This window comes from Lysinibacillus sp. FSL K6-1151 (genome assembly GCF_038630755.1).
Classification (GTDB): Bacteria; Bacillota; Bacilli; order Bacillales_A; family Planococcaceae; genus Lysinibacillus; species Lysinibacillus fusiformis_D.
The window spans coordinates 336,532-356,626 of the sequence record NZ_CP152040.1 but is presented as its reverse complement, the minus strand read 5'-3'; the positions used below and the strand labels follow the sequence as shown (position 1 = coordinate 356,626).

Annotated in this window: 27 protein-coding genes and 1 other RNA gene; 9 read left to right on the top strand and 19 right to left on the bottom strand. The window is 35.7% G+C overall.

Features of this window, described 5'->3' with window-relative positions; all coding sequences use genetic code 11:
• Nucleotides 1-13: 13 nt before the first annotated feature.
• Entirely contained in the window at nt 14-352 is a 339-nt protein-coding gene (locus MHI04_RS01725) for a zinc ribbon domain-containing protein YjdM (RefSeq protein WP_036117890.1), read from the bottom strand.
• A 246-nt stretch (nt 353-598) separates the two neighbouring features.
• Between MHI04_RS01725 and ssrS the strand changes: the two genes are divergently transcribed.
• Nucleotides 599-791: non-coding RNA, 6S RNA (gene ssrS, locus MHI04_RS01720), on the top strand.
• A 144-nt stretch (nt 792-935) separates the two neighbouring features.
• On the opposite strand, the gene MHI04_RS01715 is transcribed toward ssrS, so the two are convergent.
• From MHI04_RS01715 to MHI04_RS01705, 3 genes are read right to left on the bottom strand one after another with little or no spacing between them, the layout of a single operon-like run.
• A complete protein-coding gene (locus MHI04_RS01715) occupies nt 936-1,103 on the bottom strand; it encodes a hypothetical protein (protein ID WP_155273174.1) in 168 nt (55 codons plus the stop codon).
• A gap of 27 nt (nt 1,104-1,130) precedes the next feature.
• The gene (locus MHI04_RS01710) at nt 1,131-1,706 is read right to left on the bottom strand and encodes a helix-turn-helix domain-containing protein (RefSeq protein WP_230593748.1); all 576 of its coding nucleotides are present in this window, start codon (nt 1,704-1,706) and stop codon (nt 1,131-1,133) included.
• 9 nt (nt 1,707-1,715) lie between these two features.
• Entirely contained in the window at nt 1,716-2,012 is a 297-nt protein-coding gene (locus tag MHI04_RS01705; RefSeq protein ID WP_342535291.1) for a helix-turn-helix domain-containing protein, read from the bottom strand.
• 195 nt (nt 2,013-2,207) lie between these two features.
• Between MHI04_RS01705 and MHI04_RS01700 the strand changes: the two genes are divergently transcribed.
• On the top strand, nt 2,208-2,381 hold the full coding sequence (locus MHI04_RS01700; protein ID WP_244504844.1) for a hypothetical protein: 174 nt from the start codon (nt 2,208-2,210) through the stop codon (nt 2,379-2,381).
• Between the two features lie 334 nt (nt 2,382-2,715).
• Here the strand turns inward: MHI04_RS01700 and MHI04_RS01695 are convergent, their stop codons facing one another.
• From MHI04_RS01695 to MHI04_RS01680, 4 genes are all read right to left on the bottom strand, one after another.
• Entirely contained in the window at nt 2,716-3,534 is an 819-nt protein-coding gene (locus tag MHI04_RS01695; protein ID WP_036117894.1) for a hypothetical protein, read from the bottom strand.
• Nucleotides 3,535-3,946: 412 nt separating this feature from the next.
• Complete coding sequence (locus MHI04_RS01690) at nt 3,947-4,102, bottom strand: hypothetical protein (protein ID WP_170829845.1); 156 nt, start codon at nt 4,100-4,102, stop codon at nt 3,947-3,949.
• A gap of 156 nt (nt 4,103-4,258) precedes the next feature.
• A complete protein-coding gene (locus MHI04_RS01685; RefSeq protein ID WP_051891571.1) occupies nt 4,259-4,585 on the bottom strand; it encodes an N-acetylmuramoyl-L-alanine amidase in 327 nt (108 codons plus the stop codon).
• A gap of 124 nt (nt 4,586-4,709) precedes the next feature.
• Nucleotides 4,710-4,874 (bottom strand): phage holin family protein, encoded by a 165-nt coding sequence (locus MHI04_RS01680; RefSeq protein ID WP_155273175.1) that lies wholly within the window; start codon nt 4,872-4,874, stop codon nt 4,710-4,712.
• A gap of 311 nt (nt 4,875-5,185) precedes the next feature.
• Here MHI04_RS01680 and MHI04_RS01675 point away from each other — a divergent pair, with 311 nt between their 5' ends.
• Complete coding sequence (locus tag MHI04_RS01675; protein ID WP_058843969.1) at nt 5,186-5,644, top strand: hypothetical protein; 459 nt, start codon at nt 5,186-5,188, stop codon at nt 5,642-5,644.
• A 39-nt stretch (nt 5,645-5,683) separates the two neighbouring features.
• Here the strand turns inward: MHI04_RS01675 and ytxJ are convergent, their stop codons facing one another.
• The 6 genes from ytxJ to MHI04_RS01645 form a co-directional block, all read right to left on the bottom strand.
• On the bottom strand, nt 5,684-6,022 hold the full coding sequence (gene ytxJ, locus MHI04_RS01670; RefSeq protein ID WP_036117923.1) for a bacillithiol system redox-active protein YtxJ: 339 nt from the start codon (nt 6,020-6,022) through the stop codon (nt 5,684-5,686).
• Nucleotides 6,023-6,122: 100 nt separating this feature from the next.
• Nucleotides 6,123-6,536: a VOC family protein gene (locus MHI04_RS01665; RefSeq protein WP_058843970.1), complete on the bottom strand. Its 414-nt coding sequence runs from the start codon at nt 6,534-6,536 to the stop codon at nt 6,123-6,125.
• Between the two features lie 72 nt (nt 6,537-6,608).
• Complete coding sequence (locus MHI04_RS01660) at nt 6,609-7,244, bottom strand: 3-oxoacid CoA-transferase subunit B (protein WP_036117929.1); 636 nt, start codon at nt 7,242-7,244, stop codon at nt 6,609-6,611.
• Nucleotides 7,244-7,951: a CoA transferase subunit A gene (locus MHI04_RS01655; RefSeq protein ID WP_058843972.1), complete on the bottom strand. Its 708-nt coding sequence runs from the start codon at nt 7,949-7,951 to the stop codon at nt 7,244-7,246. Before MHI04_RS01655 ends, MHI04_RS01660 begins: the two co-directional genes overlap by 1 nt.
• An 83-nt stretch (nt 7,952-8,034) precedes the next feature.
• On the bottom strand, nt 8,035-8,943 hold the full coding sequence (locus tag MHI04_RS01650; protein WP_058843973.1) for a LysR family transcriptional regulator: 909 nt from the start codon (nt 8,941-8,943) through the stop codon (nt 8,035-8,037).
• 398 nt (nt 8,944-9,341) lie between these two features.
• Nucleotides 9,342-9,980 carry a LysE family translocator gene (locus MHI04_RS01645; protein WP_340812448.1) on the bottom strand — a complete coding sequence of 213 codons (639 nt, stop codon included), beginning with the start codon at nt 9,978-9,980 and terminating at the stop codon, nt 9,342-9,344.
• Between the two features lie 228 nt (nt 9,981-10,208).
• On the opposite strand from MHI04_RS01645, the gene MHI04_RS01640 reads away from it, so the two are divergent.
• Both MHI04_RS01640 and MHI04_RS01635 read left to right on the top strand, forming a co-directional pair.
• Complete coding sequence (locus tag MHI04_RS01640) at nt 10,209-10,631, top strand: SRPBCC domain-containing protein (RefSeq protein ID WP_342535290.1); 423 nt, start codon at nt 10,209-10,211, stop codon at nt 10,629-10,631.
• Complete coding sequence (locus MHI04_RS01635) at nt 10,631-10,951, top strand: metalloregulator ArsR/SmtB family transcription factor (RefSeq protein ID WP_036117943.1); 321 nt, start codon at nt 10,631-10,633, stop codon at nt 10,949-10,951. The genes MHI04_RS01640 and MHI04_RS01635 overlap by 1 nt, the downstream gene beginning before the upstream one ends.
• 40 nt (nt 10,952-10,991) lie before the next feature.
• Here MHI04_RS01635 and MHI04_RS01630 read toward each other — a convergent pair whose 3' ends face one another.
• The 5 genes from MHI04_RS01630 to MHI04_RS01610 form a co-directional block, all read right to left on the bottom strand.
• A complete protein-coding gene (locus MHI04_RS01630) occupies nt 10,992-11,771 on the bottom strand; it encodes a YqhG family protein (RefSeq protein ID WP_141905196.1) in 780 nt (259 codons plus the stop codon).
• Between the two features lie 17 nt (nt 11,772-11,788).
• The gene (locus tag MHI04_RS01625; RefSeq protein ID WP_330493646.1) at nt 11,789-13,303 is read right to left on the bottom strand and encodes an SNF2-related protein; all 1,515 of its coding nucleotides are present in this window, start codon (nt 13,301-13,303) and stop codon (nt 11,789-11,791) included.
• Between the two features lie 104 nt (nt 13,304-13,407).
• A complete protein-coding gene (locus tag MHI04_RS01620) occupies nt 13,408-14,220 on the bottom strand; it encodes an AraC family transcriptional regulator (protein ID WP_036117951.1) in 813 nt (270 codons plus the stop codon).
• A gap of 80 nt (nt 14,221-14,300) precedes the next feature.
• A complete protein-coding gene (locus MHI04_RS01615; protein WP_036117955.1) occupies nt 14,301-15,350 on the bottom strand; it encodes an NAD(P)/FAD-dependent oxidoreductase in 1,050 nt (349 codons plus the stop codon).
• A 251-nt stretch (nt 15,351-15,601) separates the two neighbouring features.
• The gene (locus MHI04_RS01610) at nt 15,602-16,603 is read right to left on the bottom strand and encodes an iron-siderophore ABC transporter substrate-binding protein (protein WP_058843979.1); all 1,002 of its coding nucleotides are present in this window, start codon (nt 16,601-16,603) and stop codon (nt 15,602-15,604) included.
• Nucleotides 16,604-16,846: 243 nt separating this feature from the next.
• Between MHI04_RS01610 and MHI04_RS01605 the strand changes: the two genes are divergently transcribed.
• From MHI04_RS01605 to MHI04_RS01590, 4 genes are all read left to right on the top strand, one after another.
• Entirely contained in the window at nt 16,847-17,434 is a 588-nt protein-coding gene (locus MHI04_RS01605; protein ID WP_340812446.1) for a dienelactone hydrolase family protein, read from the top strand.
• Between the two features lie 2 nt (nt 17,435-17,436).
• Nucleotides 17,437-18,393 carry a LytTR family transcriptional regulator DNA-binding domain-containing protein gene (locus MHI04_RS01600; RefSeq protein WP_036117963.1) on the top strand — a complete coding sequence of 319 codons (957 nt, stop codon included), beginning with the start codon at nt 17,437-17,439 and terminating at the stop codon, nt 18,391-18,393.
• A 146-nt stretch (nt 18,394-18,539) separates the two neighbouring features.
• Nucleotides 18,540-19,388 carry an ABC transporter ATP-binding protein gene (locus MHI04_RS01595; protein WP_036117970.1) on the top strand — a complete coding sequence of 283 codons (849 nt, stop codon included), beginning with the start codon at nt 18,540-18,542 and terminating at the stop codon, nt 19,386-19,388.
• On the top strand, nt 19,385-20,092 hold the full coding sequence (locus tag MHI04_RS01590) for an ABC transporter permease (RefSeq protein ID WP_036117973.1): 708 nt from the start codon (nt 19,385-19,387) through the stop codon (nt 20,090-20,092). The genes MHI04_RS01595 and MHI04_RS01590 overlap by 4 nt, the downstream gene beginning before the upstream one ends.
• Nucleotides 20,093-20,095: the final 3 nt, after the last annotated feature.

Genomic DNA, 20,095 nt, shown 5'->3' with positions numbered 1-20,095 from the left:
TGCCTTTTGGTTTTTATGCTTTTTTCACGAATTCTGACTTTAATTTCATAGCACCAAAGCCATCAATTTTACAGTCAATATTATGATCGCCTTCTACAAGACGAATACTTTTTACCTTTGTCCCAATTTTTAAAGTGGAAGAACTACCCTTCACCTTTAAATCCTTAATAATGGTAACTGAATCGCCGTCAGCTAACAGATTGCCATTTGCATCCTTTACAATAAGTGCATCCGACTCCTGTTCTGATGCGTTCATACTCCACTCATGTGCACATTCCGGACACACATAGTTTACGCCATCCTCATACGTATATTCAGAATGACATTTTGGACAATTTGGATAAGCTGCCATTTCCGCTTCCTCCTTTACATATTTTCTAGGAAAATCCTCTTTATGCTCCTATCTTTACATAATCAATCATAATAAGTAAAGACTGTTCGTATTTTCCGTTCGTATTTGTGAAAAAAATATGAAGCAGTGGCACCATTTTGAAGGTATTTCTAGATGTCGATTACACCATTTGGAACACTTGCCCATTGACTAATTTACAGTAATCATCTTACTTGCATGTTCGTCGATCATGCTTTATTATATCCATAAAGGCTGCATTGTTCGTATAATATTAAGTTTTAACCTTTAAGCTGTAAAAGGGAGTTTTATTATTGGAGTTGGAATGACGGGCCTCACACTACGGTGCATGAGGATAAGCAGGAAAACTTCTGCGAACACCCACTTTGAGGAGTGGTGGTTTAAAACTTTCTATAATAACTACGGCATACGCGGCTTTTTAGTTTGATCTTACAGCCACATGGCTTTGAAGCGACTCACCCTACTTAATTGGAGGGTGAGTTTTTTATTATCAAAATGGGCATTGTTGCAAAACTGTTGCAAAAATTAATAATAATTAACGATAATACTTAACACATATTAGTAATTACCTACACACAATATGCCCCACCTTACATGGGACAACCACAGTCTTTTTATCAATAGGTTTACTAACAATTGTGGATGCCTTTTTGAATTTCATTTCCTCATATTGGTCCTCTAAATCAAAAATCGATAATTGCCCTTGTTGCTCCATATATTCAAAATGCGTCATTTTCTATTTCCCCTTTCACCATTCAAGTCAGTTTTCTAAGTTTGGTCTACTGCATATTTCCGAACGATTAGCACGCTCATTCAGCCAATTATAGAAAGGTACTGGACGTTCTCTATTAGCTGTTTCTTCAATAGATGATGATTTCCTAAGCTTCACACTTGAACGCTCCACAGCCTTGTTATACGCTCCTGCAAATACGGCTCTCAATGTGCTTGTAACTGTCAGAACACCTTCTTTAATATCCATGACAATTTTAAATAGCACGTTCTTAACTTTTATAAAGTCAGGTGCATTTTGAACCTGAGTAGCTAATACTACTTTGTGCAATTCGTCTTTCAAGTTATCAGCTAATGGCAAACTATTCATGAAATCGAATAGCATCACCTGGTACTCGTTCATGTATTCCTTATGAGCTTCTTTTTCAGCGTGTGCATTATTATATATATTTTGTAAAGTGCTTGTTTTAAAAGATAAATGATTAAAATATTTAGATGATTGGTTTTCAGATAGTTGCGCTTCAACCTTACTCTCACAGGGTTTTTCAGCATTTCCACGTTGGGGCATTGTAAGGCAAAATAATGTAGATGCTTGCTCCTTGTCCACCTTTGCTTTTTACAGTCGTTTCTTTTTAACAATCCCTAAATATTCCAGTTTTGATATAGCTCGATAAACTGTCTTTGTGCTGATCTCCATTGCTGCAGCAATTGTGGCAGCTTTCAAATGACAAGCTCCTGGATTCTCTAAAGCATGACTAGCGAGTTTGAAAACGATGACACGTTCTGACTCAGTTAAATCGTAATAATGAGCAGCCTTATGATTCTCTACAGCTGAATCCATATCTGCTATTGAATCAAATGTTTTGTAAGTTGCTAAGTATTCAAATGCCCTCGTTTTCACCTCGCTTTCCAATTCCGAACTTTCTAGGATCCATTGAATGAATATTGTTCGTTTTTACTTAAATGCTTTACGTAAATTATCACGTATCTCTTTTACTTCTAAATCTGTAAGCAAACTATGATACCTAATAGTCCACTTCAATCGATTTTGATACTTATGAGTATCGGTAATTGCACTATTGTTCAATTTAACAAATTAGAAAATGGCATGACAAAAGATCAAGTATTTGAAATCCTTGGTGGTGAAGGTGCCGTTATTTCTGAATCTGGAGATGTAGTTATGTACAGCTATAATGGTAAGTCTTTAGGTGCAAATGCTTCTCTTATGTTCCAAGGCAGTAAATTAATGAACAAGACTCAAATGGTATTGGAATATATGTAAATTTAAAAACAAAAAAGGGAGTACCCCTAACATTTAATAGACGTTAATTCGTTTATTTGTTAGGGCGTGCTCTCTTTTTTTGTTTTTTAAAGGAGGTGGATTATAATGTTAACTGGTATTTGGTTTAGTGTTTTATTCATATTTTGGTTTGGGCAATTTTTATCTTTAGTAATATATTGTGTTAATACTTTCATAAGAGGTAACATCAAAATAAACTGTATTAGCATTGGATACGTAATAAGTACATCATTTATTTTCACTTACATCTAAAAAAGACCAGGTACTCAATTGAGCGCCTGGTCTTTTTCGTAAGATAAATTTCAATTAATTTTAATTAATAACTAAAGCTAGCAGCATAACTTCTTATATCGACATTTGATTGATTAGGTGTAATACTTACTCCAATAGGAAGTACTGAGATACCTATTGTACCTGTAAATTTCTTATGACCATATTCGAACTTAACTGTTGCTTTACCTGAAGATGAAGACTTAATATAGAATGTTTGAGCAATAGTGCCTTCATGTGTTTGGAATTTATTTAAAGTTCCACTAAGATCAAACGAACCTGCTACTCCTAAAGATGGGTCCCACGTTGATGGTGTAGTACTACTTGACATTAACGTAGTTCCTCCTGTTGAAGTATTGTATAAAGAATATGTTGAGTTAAAACCTTGAAGTTTTCCTGATTGAGCTGGTATATAAACACCAAGACTTGATGGGAAACCAATAGCTATTTTATCTGTCAAAGCAAAAATCGGTTTATTTAACCATCTGAAGTTTGCGTGTGCATAAAATGCATTGTAACCCGAAACAGTACTATTATTCAGCTTTAACACATTACCTTTAAAACTCATATCTGCACTCGGAATATCACCAAAAGTTGTAACTTCTGATGGATCGCTTGTTACTTCATCAAAACTATAAATCTCTTCAAAACTTGTTAATATTTCAGCTTCACTATCAACTAAGAACTTTAGTTCTTCATATGGCATATTCTCAACTTCTACCTTACTAAAATTCAAGCCATATAAATAATCCTTTTCAGCATCCGTTAAAGATGATTCACCTTCTGCAGCTTCAACTTGATGATTGAATCCCAAAGTTAGTGCAAAAATGACACCTAAAAACATTAAAATACTATTTTTCTTCATTTCCATGCCTCCCTATTTTTTACAATTTTAATTATATACATATTTTATCATTTTTGGATAAATATTTTAAATTTGAATAAAAAGTACTAGTTTTTTCAGAAGTATATTAGTTTATTATAATAATACATAGATAGGGAGGTTTAGATAATGGAGGCATTCTTTTCTTTCAGCTGCTTTTTTCTTATGCCAGTATATGGGTTTTTATTTTGTTTCTATTTTATAAAATTAATAAAGAAATTAATAAAGGGACAGAATGATACAAATGTCGAAGCAAGTGTTATGACAATAATGTTTATTTTAATTATATGGAGTATCAGCTATACCGTAGCTATAGGAAATTAATTAATAGTTTTTTTATGAGGGCACTTGATGTAGTTTTTATTTTTCAGTGCCCCCTCTTTTCTCTTATTTACTATTCCGCTGTAATTTTTATTCCTTCAAAATCGCCACCTGTCAACGTACCAGTATCAAATTTGTCTAGGTGTGACTTATCAATAAGCTTTTTATCTACTGCTTTTTTGAGGTAATCCCGGACTGCAGTTTTAGTTGTCTCATTTGTGAATTTCATTGTGTCATAATCCTTTTCAGTTGGTTAATCGGATTCTTTTGGTTTCATTGATTCTTCAATTCTTTTCAAGAAACTACCCCAACGATCTTCCGCTAGTATACGGTGAGGGCAATATTTGCCATTCCAGTCCTGGTGTTTCTTCACTCGTTCAATGCTCTAATCGTATTGCTTTAAAAGCTTTGCAATGTATTGAACAGCGTTTTCCTCCGCAACTCCATAACGTACACCACCACTTTTGCTGTAACAAATTTCGATGCTAATAGAAAGACGGTTGCCTTTCTTTAAAGCGTTAGGATCACTACTGCCTCCGCCATCTCCACAATGCCAAGTGTTACGGTTGAAAGGAATTGCTTGAATAACCTCTTTATCATCTAGAGCAACGTGATATGATACATAATTGTTATTTCCAATCATGTACGAAATTTTATTAGTAGCTGGTCCATCATTGGCTGTACTATGTACTGTAATAAATTGTGGTGCCATGATGAAAGGTGCCTTTAGTGAATACTTGTTTGAAGGTAAAAGAGTTTGTTTGAAATAAGTAACTCATTTAACCTCATCCTCTCCTGTTTTATCCTTCACGATTGCCAAAATGTTTTTGATAAAGTCAGGCATTGGCTGCCTCATCCCCTGCGTACTCAATGCTAGGAATCACAACGGGCAATAAGTAAATTGACCCGACCAGCATTAAATAATAAATCTTTCGTATGATTCCGTTAAAGCCTGTATGACTGTTTAAGTTTTGATTAACGACCCGAGCGAAGCGACTCATCGGGCTTCCCCTGGAAAGGACGCTGGCGGAACGGAAATCAACCTCTCGCCTTGCCAAAGGGTCTTTTTCTATTATTAACATCATCTTTTTTTATTTGTGGAGTTAAAGTTCTTTGCTTTTTTAATATACTTTCCACTTTACAAATTTCATTATAGAAAACGCCATAACCTTTTACATAATATGGAACGTTTCTTCTTTATATAATACGACTAGTTCCCCTCCTAATTTAAAAAGTCTGTACAACCTTTCCATAGCCTGTATAATTCCCTCCCATTTTGCGCATATATGGAGTAACAAGGGAGGTTAGGATATTGAAAAAAATAATTTATTTACTTGTATTCACTTCACTACTTTTAGCAGCCTGTGGAAAAAGTGCGGATCCAAAGGAAGTAGCCGTCGATCAAAACACGACCGTTGAAGATATAGTAGGTGCGATTGTGAAAAATGAATTCTCTGTAGAGGAATCTAAAGATGGTGTTGTCACAATTTCCATTCAGGATACAGATGTGACAGAGGGATCAAAAAGTCAAATGTTGAAGGATTCCACTAAAATTTTTGCTGAATTATCCAAGCTAAAAAGTGTGAAGACACCTGCTATTACTTGGTATGCTCCACTCACTGAGCCTGATGGTGATAAAACAATGACAGAGGTCTTGAATATTTATTTTAGTGAAGAGGATTATCATAAAATAGACTGGGCAAATTATCTACAGGTGGATATAGAATCTAGCGCTACGAACTTTCACGAAGATGAGGCTTTAGAGGATTAACCATTAAGATACCCCACAACCTATTGTGAGGTATCTTTTTTAAGTTGTTGTTTTTACATACTGCTTTATAGCCTCTACTAAAAGAGGTTGTTTTATCTTGTCATGCGTTGCTTGCCAAATTCCCTTCCCATCCTGCAATATTAATAGCTGTGGTGATTCATGCTTCACCTGAAGATCACCTGCAATAGCATTAGAAACCACTCTATCCATTTGGACAATCACAAGATACTTCGGCAATTTTGTTATGAGTGCTTTATATTCCTTTATAGCTGCAATACTGCTCATACATGTCATGCTAATTTTTAATACAAGACATGGCATGTGCTTTGATTGCTCTAACACCTCGCTCCAATTATCCAATGTCTTTATTCGTTGCATAGCATAACCTCCTTTATAAATCATTATATACCACAATGGGTATTTATCATCATAAAAAAACACGAGACTATATGTATAGCTCGTGCTTTGGATTCTTTAGTTAGATGCCCGCTGTATTCATTAATACAAGACGCCAGCCGTCTGGGTCTTCAATAGTTATCCCTTGCTCTGCCCAATAAGGATTTTCAGGCTCCACTTCGGGATATCCCATAAGTTCGAGACGTTCGGTAATATGACGAATGGTTTCACTATTTGGAATATAAAGTACTAAAAGGTTGTCCCTAGTTGGTGCTGGACAAGGACTTCCATCAACATGCGCTGTAAATTCTAGGTGATAGCCTACATTCGGGAGACCAATCATAATTCCATCATAGCCACGGTGTGCCGTAAAAGAGCCTATTTTCTTTAAGCCGACTCCTTCACAGTAAAAACGCTCTATTTCTTGTAATTGATCTGTTGGTCTTGCTACTCTAACCTGTGCAACTGCTAATTCATTTGTCCATTGTTGTTCCATCGTTATGCCTCCCTTTTTAAACTATTGTAGAATGAGACAATAATGCTGGAAACAGTCCTAGGTCTGAAGTTATTATGCTAAAGCAACGCTAAACGAAGCAGCAGTCTTCTCTTTTACTTCCTCTAAAGTAACACCTTCTGCTAACTCTATTAGTTGCATGCCATCTTTAGTAAAATCAAAAACAGCTAAGTCTGTAATTAAGCGATGTACTACTCCTTTACCTGTTAAGGGGAGCTCACATTGCTTTTTAATTTTAGATTCACCGTTTTTATTTACATGCTCCATTACGACGATCACTCTTTTAGCTCCTACAACAAGGTCCATAGCGCCACCCATTCCCTTTACCATTTTCCCTGGAATCATCCAGTTTGCAAGGTCTCCTGTTTCAGATACCTCCATGCCACCTAAAATGGCAAGGTCAATATGACCGCCTCGAATCATTGCAAATGATTCTGCACTGTCAAAGAAGGATGCTCCTGGAACTGCAGTGACCGTTTCCTTACCCGCATTAATTAAATCAGGGTCAACGGCTTCCTCTACTGGGTAAGGTCCAATACCGAGAAGGCCATTTTCAGATTGTAACAGCACGTCATAATCGGCTGGAATCACATTGGCAACAAGTGTTGGGATGCCTATACCTAGATTAACATTCATCCCATTTGCTATTTCCTTTACTGCTCTGTTAACCATTTTTTGTCTTGTATCCATTACGCTTCCCCCTTTTTCACCGTTAAACGCTCGATACGCTTCTCATAATTTTCACCTACCAATACACGTTGTACAAAAACACCTGGTGTGTGAATGTGATCTGGATCTAGCTCGCCCACTTCCACAATTTCTTCAACCTCAGCAATCGTAATTTTCCCTGCCATAGCAGCCAATGGATTAAAATTACGTGATGTTTTTCTGTAGACTAAATTTCCTTGCTTATCTGCTTTCCATGCTTTGACAAGGGCAAAATCAGCCACAATGCCTTCTTCCAGAATAAATTCCTTCCCATCAAAAACCTTTACTTCTTTTCCTTCCGCAATTGGCGTTCCAACACCTGTCGCAGTATAAAATCCTGGAATTCCTGCGCCACCTGCACGTAGTCGCTCCGCAAGTGTTCCCTGAGGCGATAATTCCACTTCTAGCTCGCCACTTAAAAATTGTTGTTCAAAAATTTTATTTTCTCCTACATAGGAAGCCACCATTTTTTTTATCTGCTTATTCGCTAAGAGTAGACCTAAACCCCAATCATCTACACCGCAGTTATTACTGACAACCGTTAAATCCTTTGTGCCCTGCTGTACTAACGCTGCAATCGATTTTTCTGGTATACCACAGAGCCCAAAGCCTCCTACAGCTAATGTGTCTCCATCTCTAATATCCGCAACAGCTTCCTCAAACGAACTCCATACTTTCCCATTCCCCATCTCGAAACCCCCTATAATTGCTCGCTTATTAAGAAAAATTCTACATCATTGCTATTTTACAAGTAAAGGAATTAATTTGAATACTATTTATTCCTTATTGGAATAAATCCATTTTCAGTATTTCTACCAATCGTTTTGAGTAACTGCTTTAATGCATAAGATTGATACGTGTTTTTCTTCGTAATAATCCCTAAACGCCATGGCATATGAAATTGATGTAATGGGATTGTTCTCACATTGGCATTTGTTTGCTTCGCGGCAATCGAGAAGGGTAATAGTGTAACGCCCAGATTGGAGGATACTAATTCCAAAATCAAATCCCATTGTGAACTTTTATAGCCGACTATCGGTGTAAAGCCTACGCTTTTACATGATTTAATAATATAGTCATGGAGCGTGAACTCCTCTGCAAAGATAATAAACGTTTCGTTTTTTAAATCCTTCAAAGCTATAGAATCCTCTTTTGCCAATGGATGGGATTCATTCATAAATACAAAAAATTGATCCTCTACAAATGGCTGAACGAAAAATTTCCTTTCATCTGCTGGTAATACAACAATGCCCATATCAACATCGCCATTTTCAACTAGCATTTCTACCATTTTAGCGCCTCGTTCGACAAGCTCTAAATGCACCTCTGGGTATAGTTGATGAAATTTCCTGGCGATGTCAGGAAAAAATAATGTGCCAATTAGAGGTGGAATCCCTAATTTGATAGCGCCTGTTTTAATATTCAATAAATCATCCAATAAAATATGCAACTCTTGAACACCGTGCAATATTTTTTGTCCCTGTTGAAAGACAATACTCCCTGCGTCTGTTAGCTCTACTTTGCGAGTAGACCTGTTCAACAATTCAACTTGTAATGTTTCTTCTAATTTCTTGATACTTTTGCTTAGTGATGGCTGAGATACAAAGGACACATTTGCAGCCTTTGTAAAACTTCCCTGTTCAACCACAGCCATAAATGCTTTTAAATCCCGTAATTCCATAAACATCTTCCTCATTTATTCATATTTATTATGAAATGATATGTAGAATTCCTTTTAGTAATAAATTCTCCTTCAATTCGTTTAATCCTTTACTGGATAAAGAACCCAAAGAAGAAGGGTTCCGATTAAAAGACATCTTTAAACAAGTCGATATTCCAGAAGCAACGTATCACTATCACATGAAGAACTTTTTTGGCTTACTCAAACAAGAAATGTAATAAGGAGAAGAATTAATTTCCTATGAAGCGTTAAAGAAGAAAATAGAGGAATATATCGATTACTATAATAACGATCGAATTAAGCAAAAATAGGCAGACATGAGCCTGGTAAAATACCGAACTTATGCCAGCCGATTAGCTACATAACTAAAACTCTATTTTTAAGGAGTCACTACCCATTTAATGGGCTTTTTCTAATGCCAGTTTAATACCGAATCCAATTAATACAGCACCCGTTACGCCTTCAATTATTGCCTTCGTCGATGGTTTTTTCATAAAGGCGCTAATTCGATCTAATAGATACACATAGAAGACAAACCATAACATTGTTAATGCTGTATAAATAAGACCCATTATTAAAAATGGAAAAAATGTCCCGCTCGTACCGTCTACAAATTGAGGTAGAAACGTTAGGAAAAATACAGCGACCTTTGGATTTGTCACATTTGTAAGAAACCCTTGTTTAAAGCAGGACTGCTGCGAATATTTGTGATCCATATTTGCATCGTCCTGCACTACAGGTGATTGTGTGCGAATTGTCCGTAGTGTCCATAATGTTTTGATACCTAAATAACATAAATAAACTGCACCAATGTACTTTAAAGCAGCAAATACATAGGCAGATTTCACAATAATAGCAGAAAGACCAATTACAGCAGCACATGTGTGAATTAATAAACCACAACAAGATCCTAAGATCGTCTGTAATCCTCCCTTTCTACTTACAGTCAAGGTATTCTTAGTTGCAATCGCTGTATCAGGACCAGGTAAAATAATGAGCAAAATGCACATAATTAAGAACACGGATATGTTAACCATAGTACATCTCCTTTCTATGTCAGAAAATTATAAATAATTTTAACATAAGCGATGACCTACTGAAAGATAGAAAATAATATCATCTTTTTCCATTGACATATAACCATAAGGTGTTATATATTCATAACACCTTATGGTTATATGTCACTCAACTCTGCAAACGCTTTTGGTTTGAGCAGGCTCGTACCAACAGTGTCATTTCATCAAACAATAAAGGAGTAACTATACATGACTGAAAAATTACAGGATATTGTCAAAACGATTACTTTGAATGCCCCTATTGAAAAAGTGTGGGAGACAGTCGCAACCGCTGAAAAAATTGCTTCATGGTTTATGCCAAATGATTTTCAACCAATCGAAGGACATGAATTCACTATTCAATCACCGTTTGGTCCTTCACCCTGTAAAGTAGAACGTGTCGAAGCACCATATTATTTACGTTTTGCCTGGGATCAAGATGGCTGGTTCGTCACTTTTGAGCTAAAAGAGGTTGGCGATCAAACAGAATTTACGTTAACGCATGGTGGCTGGAAGGAAGCTTCTCATATTATTCCTAAAGTGAATACTGCTGCTGAAGCTATTCGGACAAAAATGGATGACGGCTGGACAATACTTATTCAGCATAAATTAAAAGAGATTGCCGAATCCTAATGACTCAATCAGCCGTAAAATATGATGTTTTTCAAGCCATTGCTGATCCCACAAGAAGGAATATTTTACAGTTACTTGCCGCAAGTGATAGACCTATTTCCAATATTTCTGAGCACTTTGCTATTAGTCGAACTGCTGTCGTAAAGCATTTAAAAATATTAGAGCAGGCTGAGCTCATTTCTGCTGAAAAAAAGGGTCGAGAAAAAATCTATACTTTGCATAGTGAGCGTTTGCAGGAAATTGAAGATTGGCTTCAGTACTTCCATTTATTTTGGGACAATAAATTGGTGCAGCTTCAAAGAATGGTTGAAGAGGATTAAAGCAAAAAAGGAGCTGTCTTTATACTGGACAGCTCCACATTTAAAAGAGATAAAATACCCCCCCATTAATGATTTCAATTTTAATTTTAGATTCGTATTGCTCCTCTAATGCTTTGCGTTCAATTTCATAGCATTCAGGTTTATCCTCCACATCCTCATAAAAATAATCTAAGACTCGTTGATCTCGTTGCCAACGTTTCTGTGCTTCAATTGCCCATGAATGATCATCTTGTTCAATGATGGCTTCAACTGCTGCATGTAGTCGTTCCAGTGCTCGAAGTGGCTTAATAATATATTGCACATGAAATACATTATCTGCGGGCTCCATGTCGAATTCTGAGGTACAAATCGTTTCATGAAAATCTTCCTTTACCACACCTGTCAATAAATTGATACCAAATGAATAAAGCATTTCTTTTGTACGATCACAGCAATAAGAAACTTTAAAGTTAACACCTAACCAAGGTGTTAGGATGACCTGACCCATTGCACTATCCACCTTTTCAAACAGTTGAACATAGGCTCCTAATTCTTTTGTTGCTACAAATAGCTGATTTAAACGTGGTGAGCCGTAATGAATGGCCTCTCCAAATAAGTTACCAGCTATTGACGTTTGATTTGTTATGAAGGTTACTTGAGCTGGGTTTGGCTCACTATTAGTCGCTTCAATATACTGCCAATAAAATGGCCTATTCATAATCCTTTTATCAATATCCACCGTTAGTTGAACTGTTAAATAATGATCCTCTTCACCTAAAATAGCGCAGTTATTCTCGTTAAAAAATTCTTTTAAATAGTGATGGACTTGTTGCGGATACATGGTTGCCCCTCCTTACCTCATACAGATTCTTTAAAGTTTGTTAAAATGGCATCTAAATCACCAACCACTTTCTCGAACACATCAATTTTTGTATGAAGTAACTCCAATATTTTTTCTTCAATGGTATTTTCAATCGCAAGATTATAAATATGGACGTCATGCTCCTGTCCCAAACGATGGACACGACCAATACGTTGCTCTAGCTTCATTGGATTCCATGGTAGATCATAGTTGATGACATGATGACAAAATTGAAGGTTGATTCCTTCGCCTCCTGCCTCAGTTGCGATGAGTACCTGTGCTCTCTCTTTAAAGAGATGCTTCATATAATCTCGTTTGCTTTTATTGAACTTCCCATTAAACAAGACACTCGTTATGCCATTAGTATGCAAATACCATTGTAAATAAATTTGAGTAGCCCGATACTCTGTAAAAATAATAACCTTGTCATCTGCTTGTTTTACGATTTCTAGCGTTTTCTCCGCCTTTGAATTTACTTCTAAGGCCATAAGCTTTGCTAAAATCGCTTCAAGTTCTTGTGGCTGCACATGATCATCTAGCATATTCGTTAGTGTTAATGCTGTGGCTTCCTTGCTACTACACATTTCCTTTTGTAAAGTAATTAATGAAAAGGAACCTGTATTTTCAAGGGCTCCAAGCAAATCGTAAACTTCCCTCTCTGCCTCCGTAAATGTAATCGGTACAATTTGAACACAGCGATTTGTCCATTCAATCCCTGTATCTTCTCGCCGATTTCTCACCATTACCTGATTGACCAATTCTTTTAAATAATCATCATGTTCTAAATGATGCTTACTAGCAGAGAAGGCTGACTGGAATGTATCGTAATTCCCTAAATGCCCTGGCTTTAATAAGGAAATTAAATAATACAGTTCGAACACATCGTTCTGAATAGGTGTGGCTGTTAATAATAAGCAAAACTTTTTCTTTAACCCTTGTACGAACTCATAAATTTGTGTTTTATTATTCTTTAATTTATGTGCCTCATCAATAATAATCATGTCGTAATCCTGCTCATAAATGCGCTCTTTATGGGGACTTTTTTTAGCCGTATCCATACTCATAATGAGGACATCGTAGCGCTCTATTGGACAATTTTTCTTATAGGCGATGGCCGGTATATGAAATTTTAAATTTAACTCTTCAATCCACTGATTAATGAGAGAAGCAGGTGCTAAAATTAATGCCCTTTTAACAAGGCCTCGAATAAGGTATTCCTTTAAAATTAAGCCCGCTTCAATCGTTTTACCAAGACCTACTTCATCGGCTAAAATCGCTTTTCCATTCATGCGCTCAATAACTGTTTCAGCCGCTTCTAACTGGTGTACTAATGGTTTTAAGTGCGGTAAATACTTAGTTGCTTGTAATCCCGTAAAATCAGGGATTAATTTCCTTTTCACAATATCATAGTTCATCTTATATAATGTCCAGCTCTGCCATTGTTCAAGATGATTTAATCGATTGCTAAAGCCTTCTTCCCACTCGGACGACCTTTCTATTTTCATGATCATCACCTCATGTTATTTTTTCTAGCTTAGGTTGTCCAAAAAAGGGAAAGATATGTTCTTTTTAGATGAAAAACACCTAATGAAAGTTATTTTTCACTAGGTGTTTGTTAGTTTATATGTTTACGAAATTGGCTAGGCGATAAACCTGTTATTTTTTTAAATACACGGCTAAAATAAAAGTAATCTGTGTAACCCACTTTTTCCGCAATATCTTTAACAGATAAATGAGAAGTTCTCAATAATACTTTAGATTTTTGAATACGCAAAACAGTAAGATAAACATTCGGGCTAACACCCATTTTTTTCTCAAATAGATAGGACAGTTTCCTTCTTTCCATTTTAAAATGATTCGCGATATCCATAACAGTCATATTCTTTGTATAGTTTTCTTGCATATACTCCGTAATTAACGTTATATTTTCTTTTTTATATTGATAATCCCTCATTTTAATGACTAAAATGATTTCTTCTAAAATATTAAAAAAAAGAGCTTTCGATTGAAGAAATGATAAATGACTACCCATGACATAATTTTGTATTAATTGCTGCAACAAATTCATTAATTTTAGCTGCTCTCCTACCTGCAAGGCAAAATGACGATTGTAGAGTGGAAACTTTGAATTTTCTCCGTCTGATAGTTGAAAATGAATGACAGCATACTCGAATTTAGTATCGCTTGTAATTGTTCGTTGGATAGATAAGTTTGGACCCGCATGGATAATCTGTCCTTTTTCTAATCGGTAATTTTTGCCTTCAATTTTAACATCTGCTACTCCATTGATAGGAAATATTAAACCAGCTGCATTCGTCATCGTCTTGTAATTCGTAACGACCGTTTCGGAGGAAATCTTCTCCGTAATCACATCCAAAAATGTTAATGGAGCAGTTGTGTAGAATTCTATGATTTCTTGTATATCCATTTTGAATGCTCTCCTTCACTTCATAGTATTAAGACAAAAAGAAAGGAACACCAACAATGCATCAGTGCTCCTAAAATCGATTATTTTAAACTTTCCTGTAGTAGCTTGCGATTACGTTGTTTGAAAATATCATTATGTGAGGAAACGATACCGCCCTCAGAAGCATCAGGTTGAATATATTTCTTCGCACTATTTACTGCATGGAGTGCATCGTGGAAGGCAGCTGCAATTAAATGGATTTTACCATCATGGTGAAGAATATCACCTGCTGCATAAAGGCCCGGAATGGACGATTCACTATTAATCGAACCAGCTATAAAATAATCATTTTTACGGTCAATGGCTAACGGACTATTATCTAGTAGCTCCTTATCACGTACATATCCATGACTGATGACCACTTCGTCAATAGGAATCTCTGTTACAGTGCCTGTTTCATGATTAGTTAAAGAAATCGCTTTAATCATTCCTGCTTGATCGTCTGCAATCAGTTTCGTAATTTCAGAATTGAAATGGCATTCAATAGAACTATTTGTAAGCTCTGTAATTTGAGCCTCATGTGCAGACAATGTATCTTTTCGATATGTTAAATAGACTTTGGAAGCTACTTCCATTAACTCTAATGCCCAGTCTACAGCAGTGTTACCACCACCGGAAATAATAACTGCCTTATTCTTAAATTTTTCATAGGATTTAATTGTGTAATTTAAATTAGAAACTTCAAAGCGTTCAGCGCCTTCAATTTCAATTTTTTGAGGATTCAGGATACCTCCGCCAATAGCGACAATAACCGTTTTGGAATAATGAATGTTTCCTGACTCCGCAGTGATCATAAAAATGCCATCTTCATTTTTGGCAATGGACAGCACTTTTTCATCTGTATAAATAGAAGGGTTAAACGTTAAGGCTTGCTCAACTAATTGCTTAATTAGTTGTCCCCCTGAAATAGGCGTTACACCCCCAACATCCCAAATCATTTTCTCTGGGTAAACATGAATTTTACCGCCTAGCTGTGGTTGTGATTCAATTAGCTTCGTTTTCATTTCTCGTAAACCACAGTAAAAACTAGAATATAGACCTGCGGGCCCACCACCAATGATTGTTACATCATACAATTCTTGTTCTAACAATACTTAACACACCTTTCAATTTGTCATTACCTATCTCAACAATTGGACTAACATTGCATGACAGCCCTACTGTGTATTTCTAATTGTCTAAACTACTTTGAACTTCCTCCTTAATTCCATTATACGATAATGATAATCATTATCAAATAAAATTATTACAAAACATAATAATAATACATATCCTGTCACCATTTTTTAATATTCTTAAAGAAATAGTATGCACTAAGCATACTATTTCATTTTAATCATATTTATTTATCTTTTAACAAATCTACTACTATATCAATTCCATACATAGTTGCAATTGGTGCATCCTGTGCAAATAAAGAACGATCGACTATATAAATATTTTTATTTTTAACTGCATTGATGTTCTTCCATACCGCGCTTTCTTCATAGGATTTTAAAAATTCCTCTTCACTCATGGTAATTCCACTTTTATCAAGGAAAATAAATAGATGATCTGGGTTTAAGACTGACATCCCCTCCATACTTACTTCCTTTGTCATATCTTCTGGGTAATTTTGTGGAACTTTAATTCCTAAACCATGTTCAGGATTCGTTGGCGCAATATTTTTCCCATATATCCAAAACTCTTCTTTCGTATTTACGGATGTAAAGACTACAGTTTCTCCTTTGGCTGTAAAATTCTTCAAAGCTTCTCGGCCATCTGTGATTTTTTTGCTTACTTCTTCTAGCAGTGCCTTTCCTTGTTGCTCTTTCCCCAATACCTTTGAAATTTCCGTTACAGCTAACTCTTGATCAGTAGACATCGCTCTTTGATTTAAATACACAACAGGTGCTATGGCTGACAATTGGTCATATAGCTGATCATGAACACCTGAAGCAGCCAAAATTAAATCTGGTTTTAGTTCTAGTATTTTTTCAAGACTTGGGCTTCTAACATCCCCAATATCAGTAAATGTTTGTTCTTCCACAAAAGATTGATAGGCTTCCCATAAATTAAACATAGTATCAGCATTTGCTATACCTATTGGCTTGGTATCTAATGCTAATAGAACATCTGGGTATAATACATGCATCAAAGAAATAACACGTTTCGGCTCTTTCTCAATTATTACTTCCTTCCCTAAAGCGTCTGTATATGTTAGAGGATAAATGGACGGTTCTTCCTTTATTTCCTCTTTTTCTTTTTGGGTTTGATTCGCTACCTTCTCTTCGGCATTATTACATGCTACTAGCAAGACTGATAGTAACAAAGTGAACAGCACCATTATCCACGGCTTCTTCATTGTATGTCCTCCTTTAATTTTCTAGCAAAATAATGAGAATCATTATCAAAAAGATGATAGCAAATTCAATTTTTTGAGTACATATAATACTCGATGAACAAATTTGTGTTTTTTTATCCATAAACGTAAAAATGTCCAGCATTGTACTTTTTGAAGGAGGTTATCACTGTTCATTTTAACGTTAAATATACGTTATACTTACTTTTTGATACACTATTGGAAAAAAGATAATAGAGGGCAATAATGAGGAGAAAAATTTTTATATTACATGAAATATATGGAGTTAATCATTTTATAAAAGAACAAGTCCAAACATATAGTGATGAAAACACTTCCGTTTCCTGTATTTCGCTCTATTCAGATGGTTTATCCTTTTCATATGAGCAAGAAAAGCAAGCATATGAATTTTACATGCAGACAGTTGGCTTCGATGCCCCTCTAGAGCTACTTTCTCAAAAAATACTGGAGGCATCTCAGAATTATAATGAAGTGGTATTAATTGGTTATAGCGTAGGTGCAACTTTGGCTTGGCGATTAGCCACACTCCCCCTACACCGCGTCATTTGTGTGTATGGTTCACGTATCCGCCAATACTTCGATATCCTACCTGCATGTCCAACTTTAGTCGTTTTACCTAGCTATGAAAGTAGTTTTGATGTGCAAATATTAAAGAATGCACTTGGTCGCATACCGAATGTTCAGACCAAACAATATCAGGGTTTACATGGTTTTATGGACGCCTCTAACTCTAATTATTGCCAAAGGAGCTACTTGCAGGCACACAATGACATCCGAAGCTTTTTACAAGCTAGAAAATTTCAGGAGGAATAAACATGGAACAAAATATTGATATTCAGGTTGAACCCTATATTGAAGCAGGCAATGTTATTTATCCGAGCTTTCAGCTTTCTTTACAACCTGGCACTATTATCGGCATCTATACAGATATTTCAAAAATACATACATTAATGCGATGGTTTATGAACCGACATGATACATATACTCATTTTCGTGAAAGTGCGTTATATGAGCGACTTACTGCTCGTGAATATATCCAGTTTTTATTGAGACTTTTTAACCGTCCAACGAACGAAACGGAGAATCTATTAAAGCTCTTTAGCCTTACTGAACAAAAAAACACTAGAATTAGTCGGCTTTCTCATAGTGAAAAACAGCGATTAAAGTTATTGAATACGTATCTCCATCAAGCACCTATTCAAATTTTAGAAGAGCCCTTTCAAAATATAGATGAATTTTCAAAACAAAATATCCAACAATTATTAAATAGTCAAATAAAACAGCAAAAAACCATCATTTTATTATCGACCAATCTAGAAGATTTAATGATTATGAGTACAGCTATACATAGATTAGACGGAGCTGGTTTGCATGCGTTAGATGTAAAGGAGGATGAAATAGAACAATCACCTCAGCAAATTGAATCTGCACCAATTCGCATTGATAAAATCCCAACAAAGAAAAATGATAAGATTATTTTATTTAATCCACCCGAAATTGATTATATTGAAAGTGTTGAAGGTGATGTTTCTATCTATGTGGCTGGAGAAGCATATCCATGTACTTTATCGCTCAATGAGCTAGAGCAAAAATTGACACCATTCGGCTTTTTTAGAAGCCATCGTTCTTATATTGTGAATCTGCAAAAGGTTCGTGAAATCATTACATGGACACGTAACAGCTATAGTCTGGCACTCAATAGCACTGAAAAGGCTGTTGTCCCACTGTCGAAAAATAAATTAGCAGATTTAAAGGAAATACTCGGAATATAGTAGATTTCCCAGGAAATAAACGACTCCTGTCACCTTTAATATTGTTTCACTGAGGATCATTTTTCCGCCTTTCACCCGATTTATACTGTGTACCTTATGTTTGTTGCTTATAGTGTAGACATCAACAACAAACAGGAGGTTTACACATGAACACAGTGATTGATGTGCAGCACTTGAAAAAAACATTTAATAAAGAAACAGCATTGCAAGATGTTTCTTTTACAATTCAGAAGGGGGAAATATTCGGCTTTCTTGGTCCAAGTGGTTCTGGTAAAACAACTACTATTAAAATATTAACCGCACAAACAGATAAGTCGGCTGGTAATGTCCTATTATTTGGGCAACCAGCATCTGAAATGAAGCAAAGTCAAAATCGTAAACGTTTTGGTATTTTAACAGATAATAGTGGTTTGTATACAAGACTATCTATTGAAGAAAATTTATTATTTTATAGTAACTTATATCAGCTATCCCACTCTGCCGTAAAAGAGGCTTTAGATTTTGTAAACTTATATGCGGAACGTAAAAAGAAGATCAGTCAGCTTTCAAAAGGAATGATTCAACGTGTTACCCTTGCTCGTGCTATTATGCATAAGCCTGAATTATTATTTTTAGATGAGCCTACTTCTGCTTTAGACCCTGTCAATACACAGCATATTTATAATGGCTTACGAAAATTAAATGATATGGGGACAACTATTTTTTTAACCACTCATGATATGAGCGAAGCAGAGATACTTTGTGACCGTGTAGCCTTCCTTCATAAGGGAAAAATTCGAGCAATAGGTGCACCAAAGGATTTAAAACAGGAATTTGGCTCTGATTCTATTACAGTTGAACTCAAAAATGGCATGCAAGAGATTATACAAAACGGTGCACAAGATGCAGAGAAGCTTTATCAATGGATGCATTCCAACGAAGTTACAAGAATTAATACAAATGAGCCGACATTGGGTGATATTTTTATGCAAATAACAGGGAGTGATTTAGTATGAATTTTTCAATGACACGTATTCAAGCTATATTGGTGAAGGATTATAAGGAATTTTCACGTAACTATGCTGTATCGACGATGGTGCTTCTGCCGCTAATAATGGCTTATTTATATAATCAATCAGGCTCCAATAGTATTAGTATATATTTTCTACCAATCAACATGGCCTTTGCTGTAGTAACAACATATGTCCAATGTTGCTTAATTGCAGAGGAAAAAGAAAAAAACACTCTTCGCAGTCTCATGCTATCCCCAGCATCACTTGGTGATATTTTAATTGGTAAAAGCTTGTTTGTTTTAATAATTACAATTCTAGCTGAAGCTGTGACTATTTTTCTAGTTGGCTATGAGCCTGCTAATCTTTTCATCATAGTAATAGCATTATTACTTTCAGCTTTGTTTTATATTGCATTAGGTACAATATGTGGTTTATTTGCTAAATCCATTATGGAGGCATCCATCATTGTGTTGCCTGTAATGTTAATATTCTCTTTCGGTCCTTTTGCTCTAGCTTTATCTTCTGTCAACCCAATCTTAAAAATAGCAGAATGGTTGCCTAGCTCACAATTATTACTTTTAGCAGAGGCATTAGAAGGTTCGTATTCCATGCCAGATGTGGTCATTCCTCTGTTGACAATCATTGTATGGACACTTGTTTCTTGGTTTTTCGCAGCAGTTATCTATAAAAAAAGAATGGTCGATTAATGA

Bases quoted from the DNA above. Each gene is read 5' to 3' on its own strand.
- MHI04_RS01725 (WP_036117890.1), bottom strand. From the start codon at position 352: ATGGCAGCTTATCCAAATTGTCCAAAATGTCATTCTGAATATACGTAT.
- MHI04_RS01715 (WP_155273174.1), bottom strand. From the start codon at position 1,103: ATGACGCATTTTGAATATATGGAGCAACAAGGGCAATTATCGATTTTT.
- MHI04_RS01700 (WP_244504844.1), top strand. From the start codon at position 2,208: ATGACAAAAGATCAAGTATTTGAAATCCTTGGTGGTGAAGGTGCCGTT.
- MHI04_RS01695 (WP_036117894.1), bottom strand. From the start codon at position 3,534: ATGAAGAAAAATAGTATTTTAATGTTTTTAGGTGTCATTTTTGCACTA.
- MHI04_RS01690 (WP_170829845.1), bottom strand. From the start codon at position 4,102: ATGAAATTCACAAATGAGACAACTAAAACTGCAGTCCGGGATTACCTC.
- MHI04_RS01685 (WP_051891571.1), bottom strand. From the start codon at position 4,585: ATGGCACCACAATTTATTACAGTACATAGTACAGCCAATGATGGACCA.
- MHI04_RS01680 (WP_155273175.1), bottom strand. From the start codon at position 4,874: ATGAGTCGCTTCGCTCGGGTCGTTAATCAAAACTTAAACAGTCATACA.
- ytxJ (WP_036117923.1), bottom strand. From the start codon at position 6,022: ATGCAACGAATAAAGACATTGGATAATTGGAGCGAGGTGTTAGAGCAA.
- MHI04_RS01665 (WP_058843970.1), bottom strand. From the start codon at position 6,536: ATGGAACAACAATGGACAAATGAATTAGCAGTTGCACAGGTTAGAGTA.
- MHI04_RS01660 (WP_036117929.1), bottom strand. From the start codon at position 7,244: ATGGATACAAGACAAAAAATGGTTAACAGAGCAGTAAAGGAAATAGCA.
- MHI04_RS01655 (WP_058843972.1), bottom strand. From the start codon at position 7,951: ATGGGGAATGGGAAAGTATGGAGTTCGTTTGAGGAAGCTGTTGCGGAT.
- MHI04_RS01650 (WP_058843973.1), bottom strand. From the start codon at position 8,943: ATGGAATTACGGGATTTAAAAGCATTTATGGCTGTGGTTGAACAGGGA.
- MHI04_RS01645 (WP_340812448.1), bottom strand. From the start codon at position 9,980: ATGGTTAACATATCCGTGTTCTTAATTATGTGCATTTTGCTCATTATT.
- MHI04_RS01640 (WP_342535290.1), top strand. From the start codon at position 10,209: ATGACTGAAAAATTACAGGATATTGTCAAAACGATTACTTTGAATGCC.
- MHI04_RS01635 (WP_036117943.1), top strand. From the start codon at position 10,631: ATGACTCAATCAGCCGTAAAATATGATGTTTTTCAAGCCATTGCTGAT.
- MHI04_RS01630 (WP_141905196.1), bottom strand. From the start codon at position 11,771: ATGTATCCGCAACAAGTCCATCACTATTTAAAAGAATTTTTTAACGAG.
- MHI04_RS01625 (WP_330493646.1), bottom strand. From the start codon at position 13,303: ATGATCATGAAAATAGAAAGGTCGTCCGAGTGGGAAGAAGGCTTTAGC.
- MHI04_RS01620 (WP_036117951.1), bottom strand. From the start codon at position 14,220: ATGGATATACAAGAAATCATAGAATTCTACACAACTGCTCCATTAACA.
- MHI04_RS01610 (WP_058843979.1), bottom strand. From the start codon at position 16,603: ATGAAGAAGCCGTGGATAATGGTGCTGTTCACTTTGTTACTATCAGTC.
- MHI04_RS01605 (WP_340812446.1), top strand. From the start codon at position 16,847: ATGAGGAGAAAAATTTTTATATTACATGAAATATATGGAGTTAATCAT.
- MHI04_RS01600 (WP_036117963.1), top strand. From the start codon at position 17,437: ATGGAACAAAATATTGATATTCAGGTTGAACCCTATATTGAAGCAGGC.
- MHI04_RS01595 (WP_036117970.1), top strand. From the start codon at position 18,540: ATGAACACAGTGATTGATGTGCAGCACTTGAAAAAAACATTTAATAAA.
- MHI04_RS01590 (WP_036117973.1), top strand. From the start codon at position 19,385: ATGAATTTTTCAATGACACGTATTCAAGCTATATTGGTGAAGGATTAT.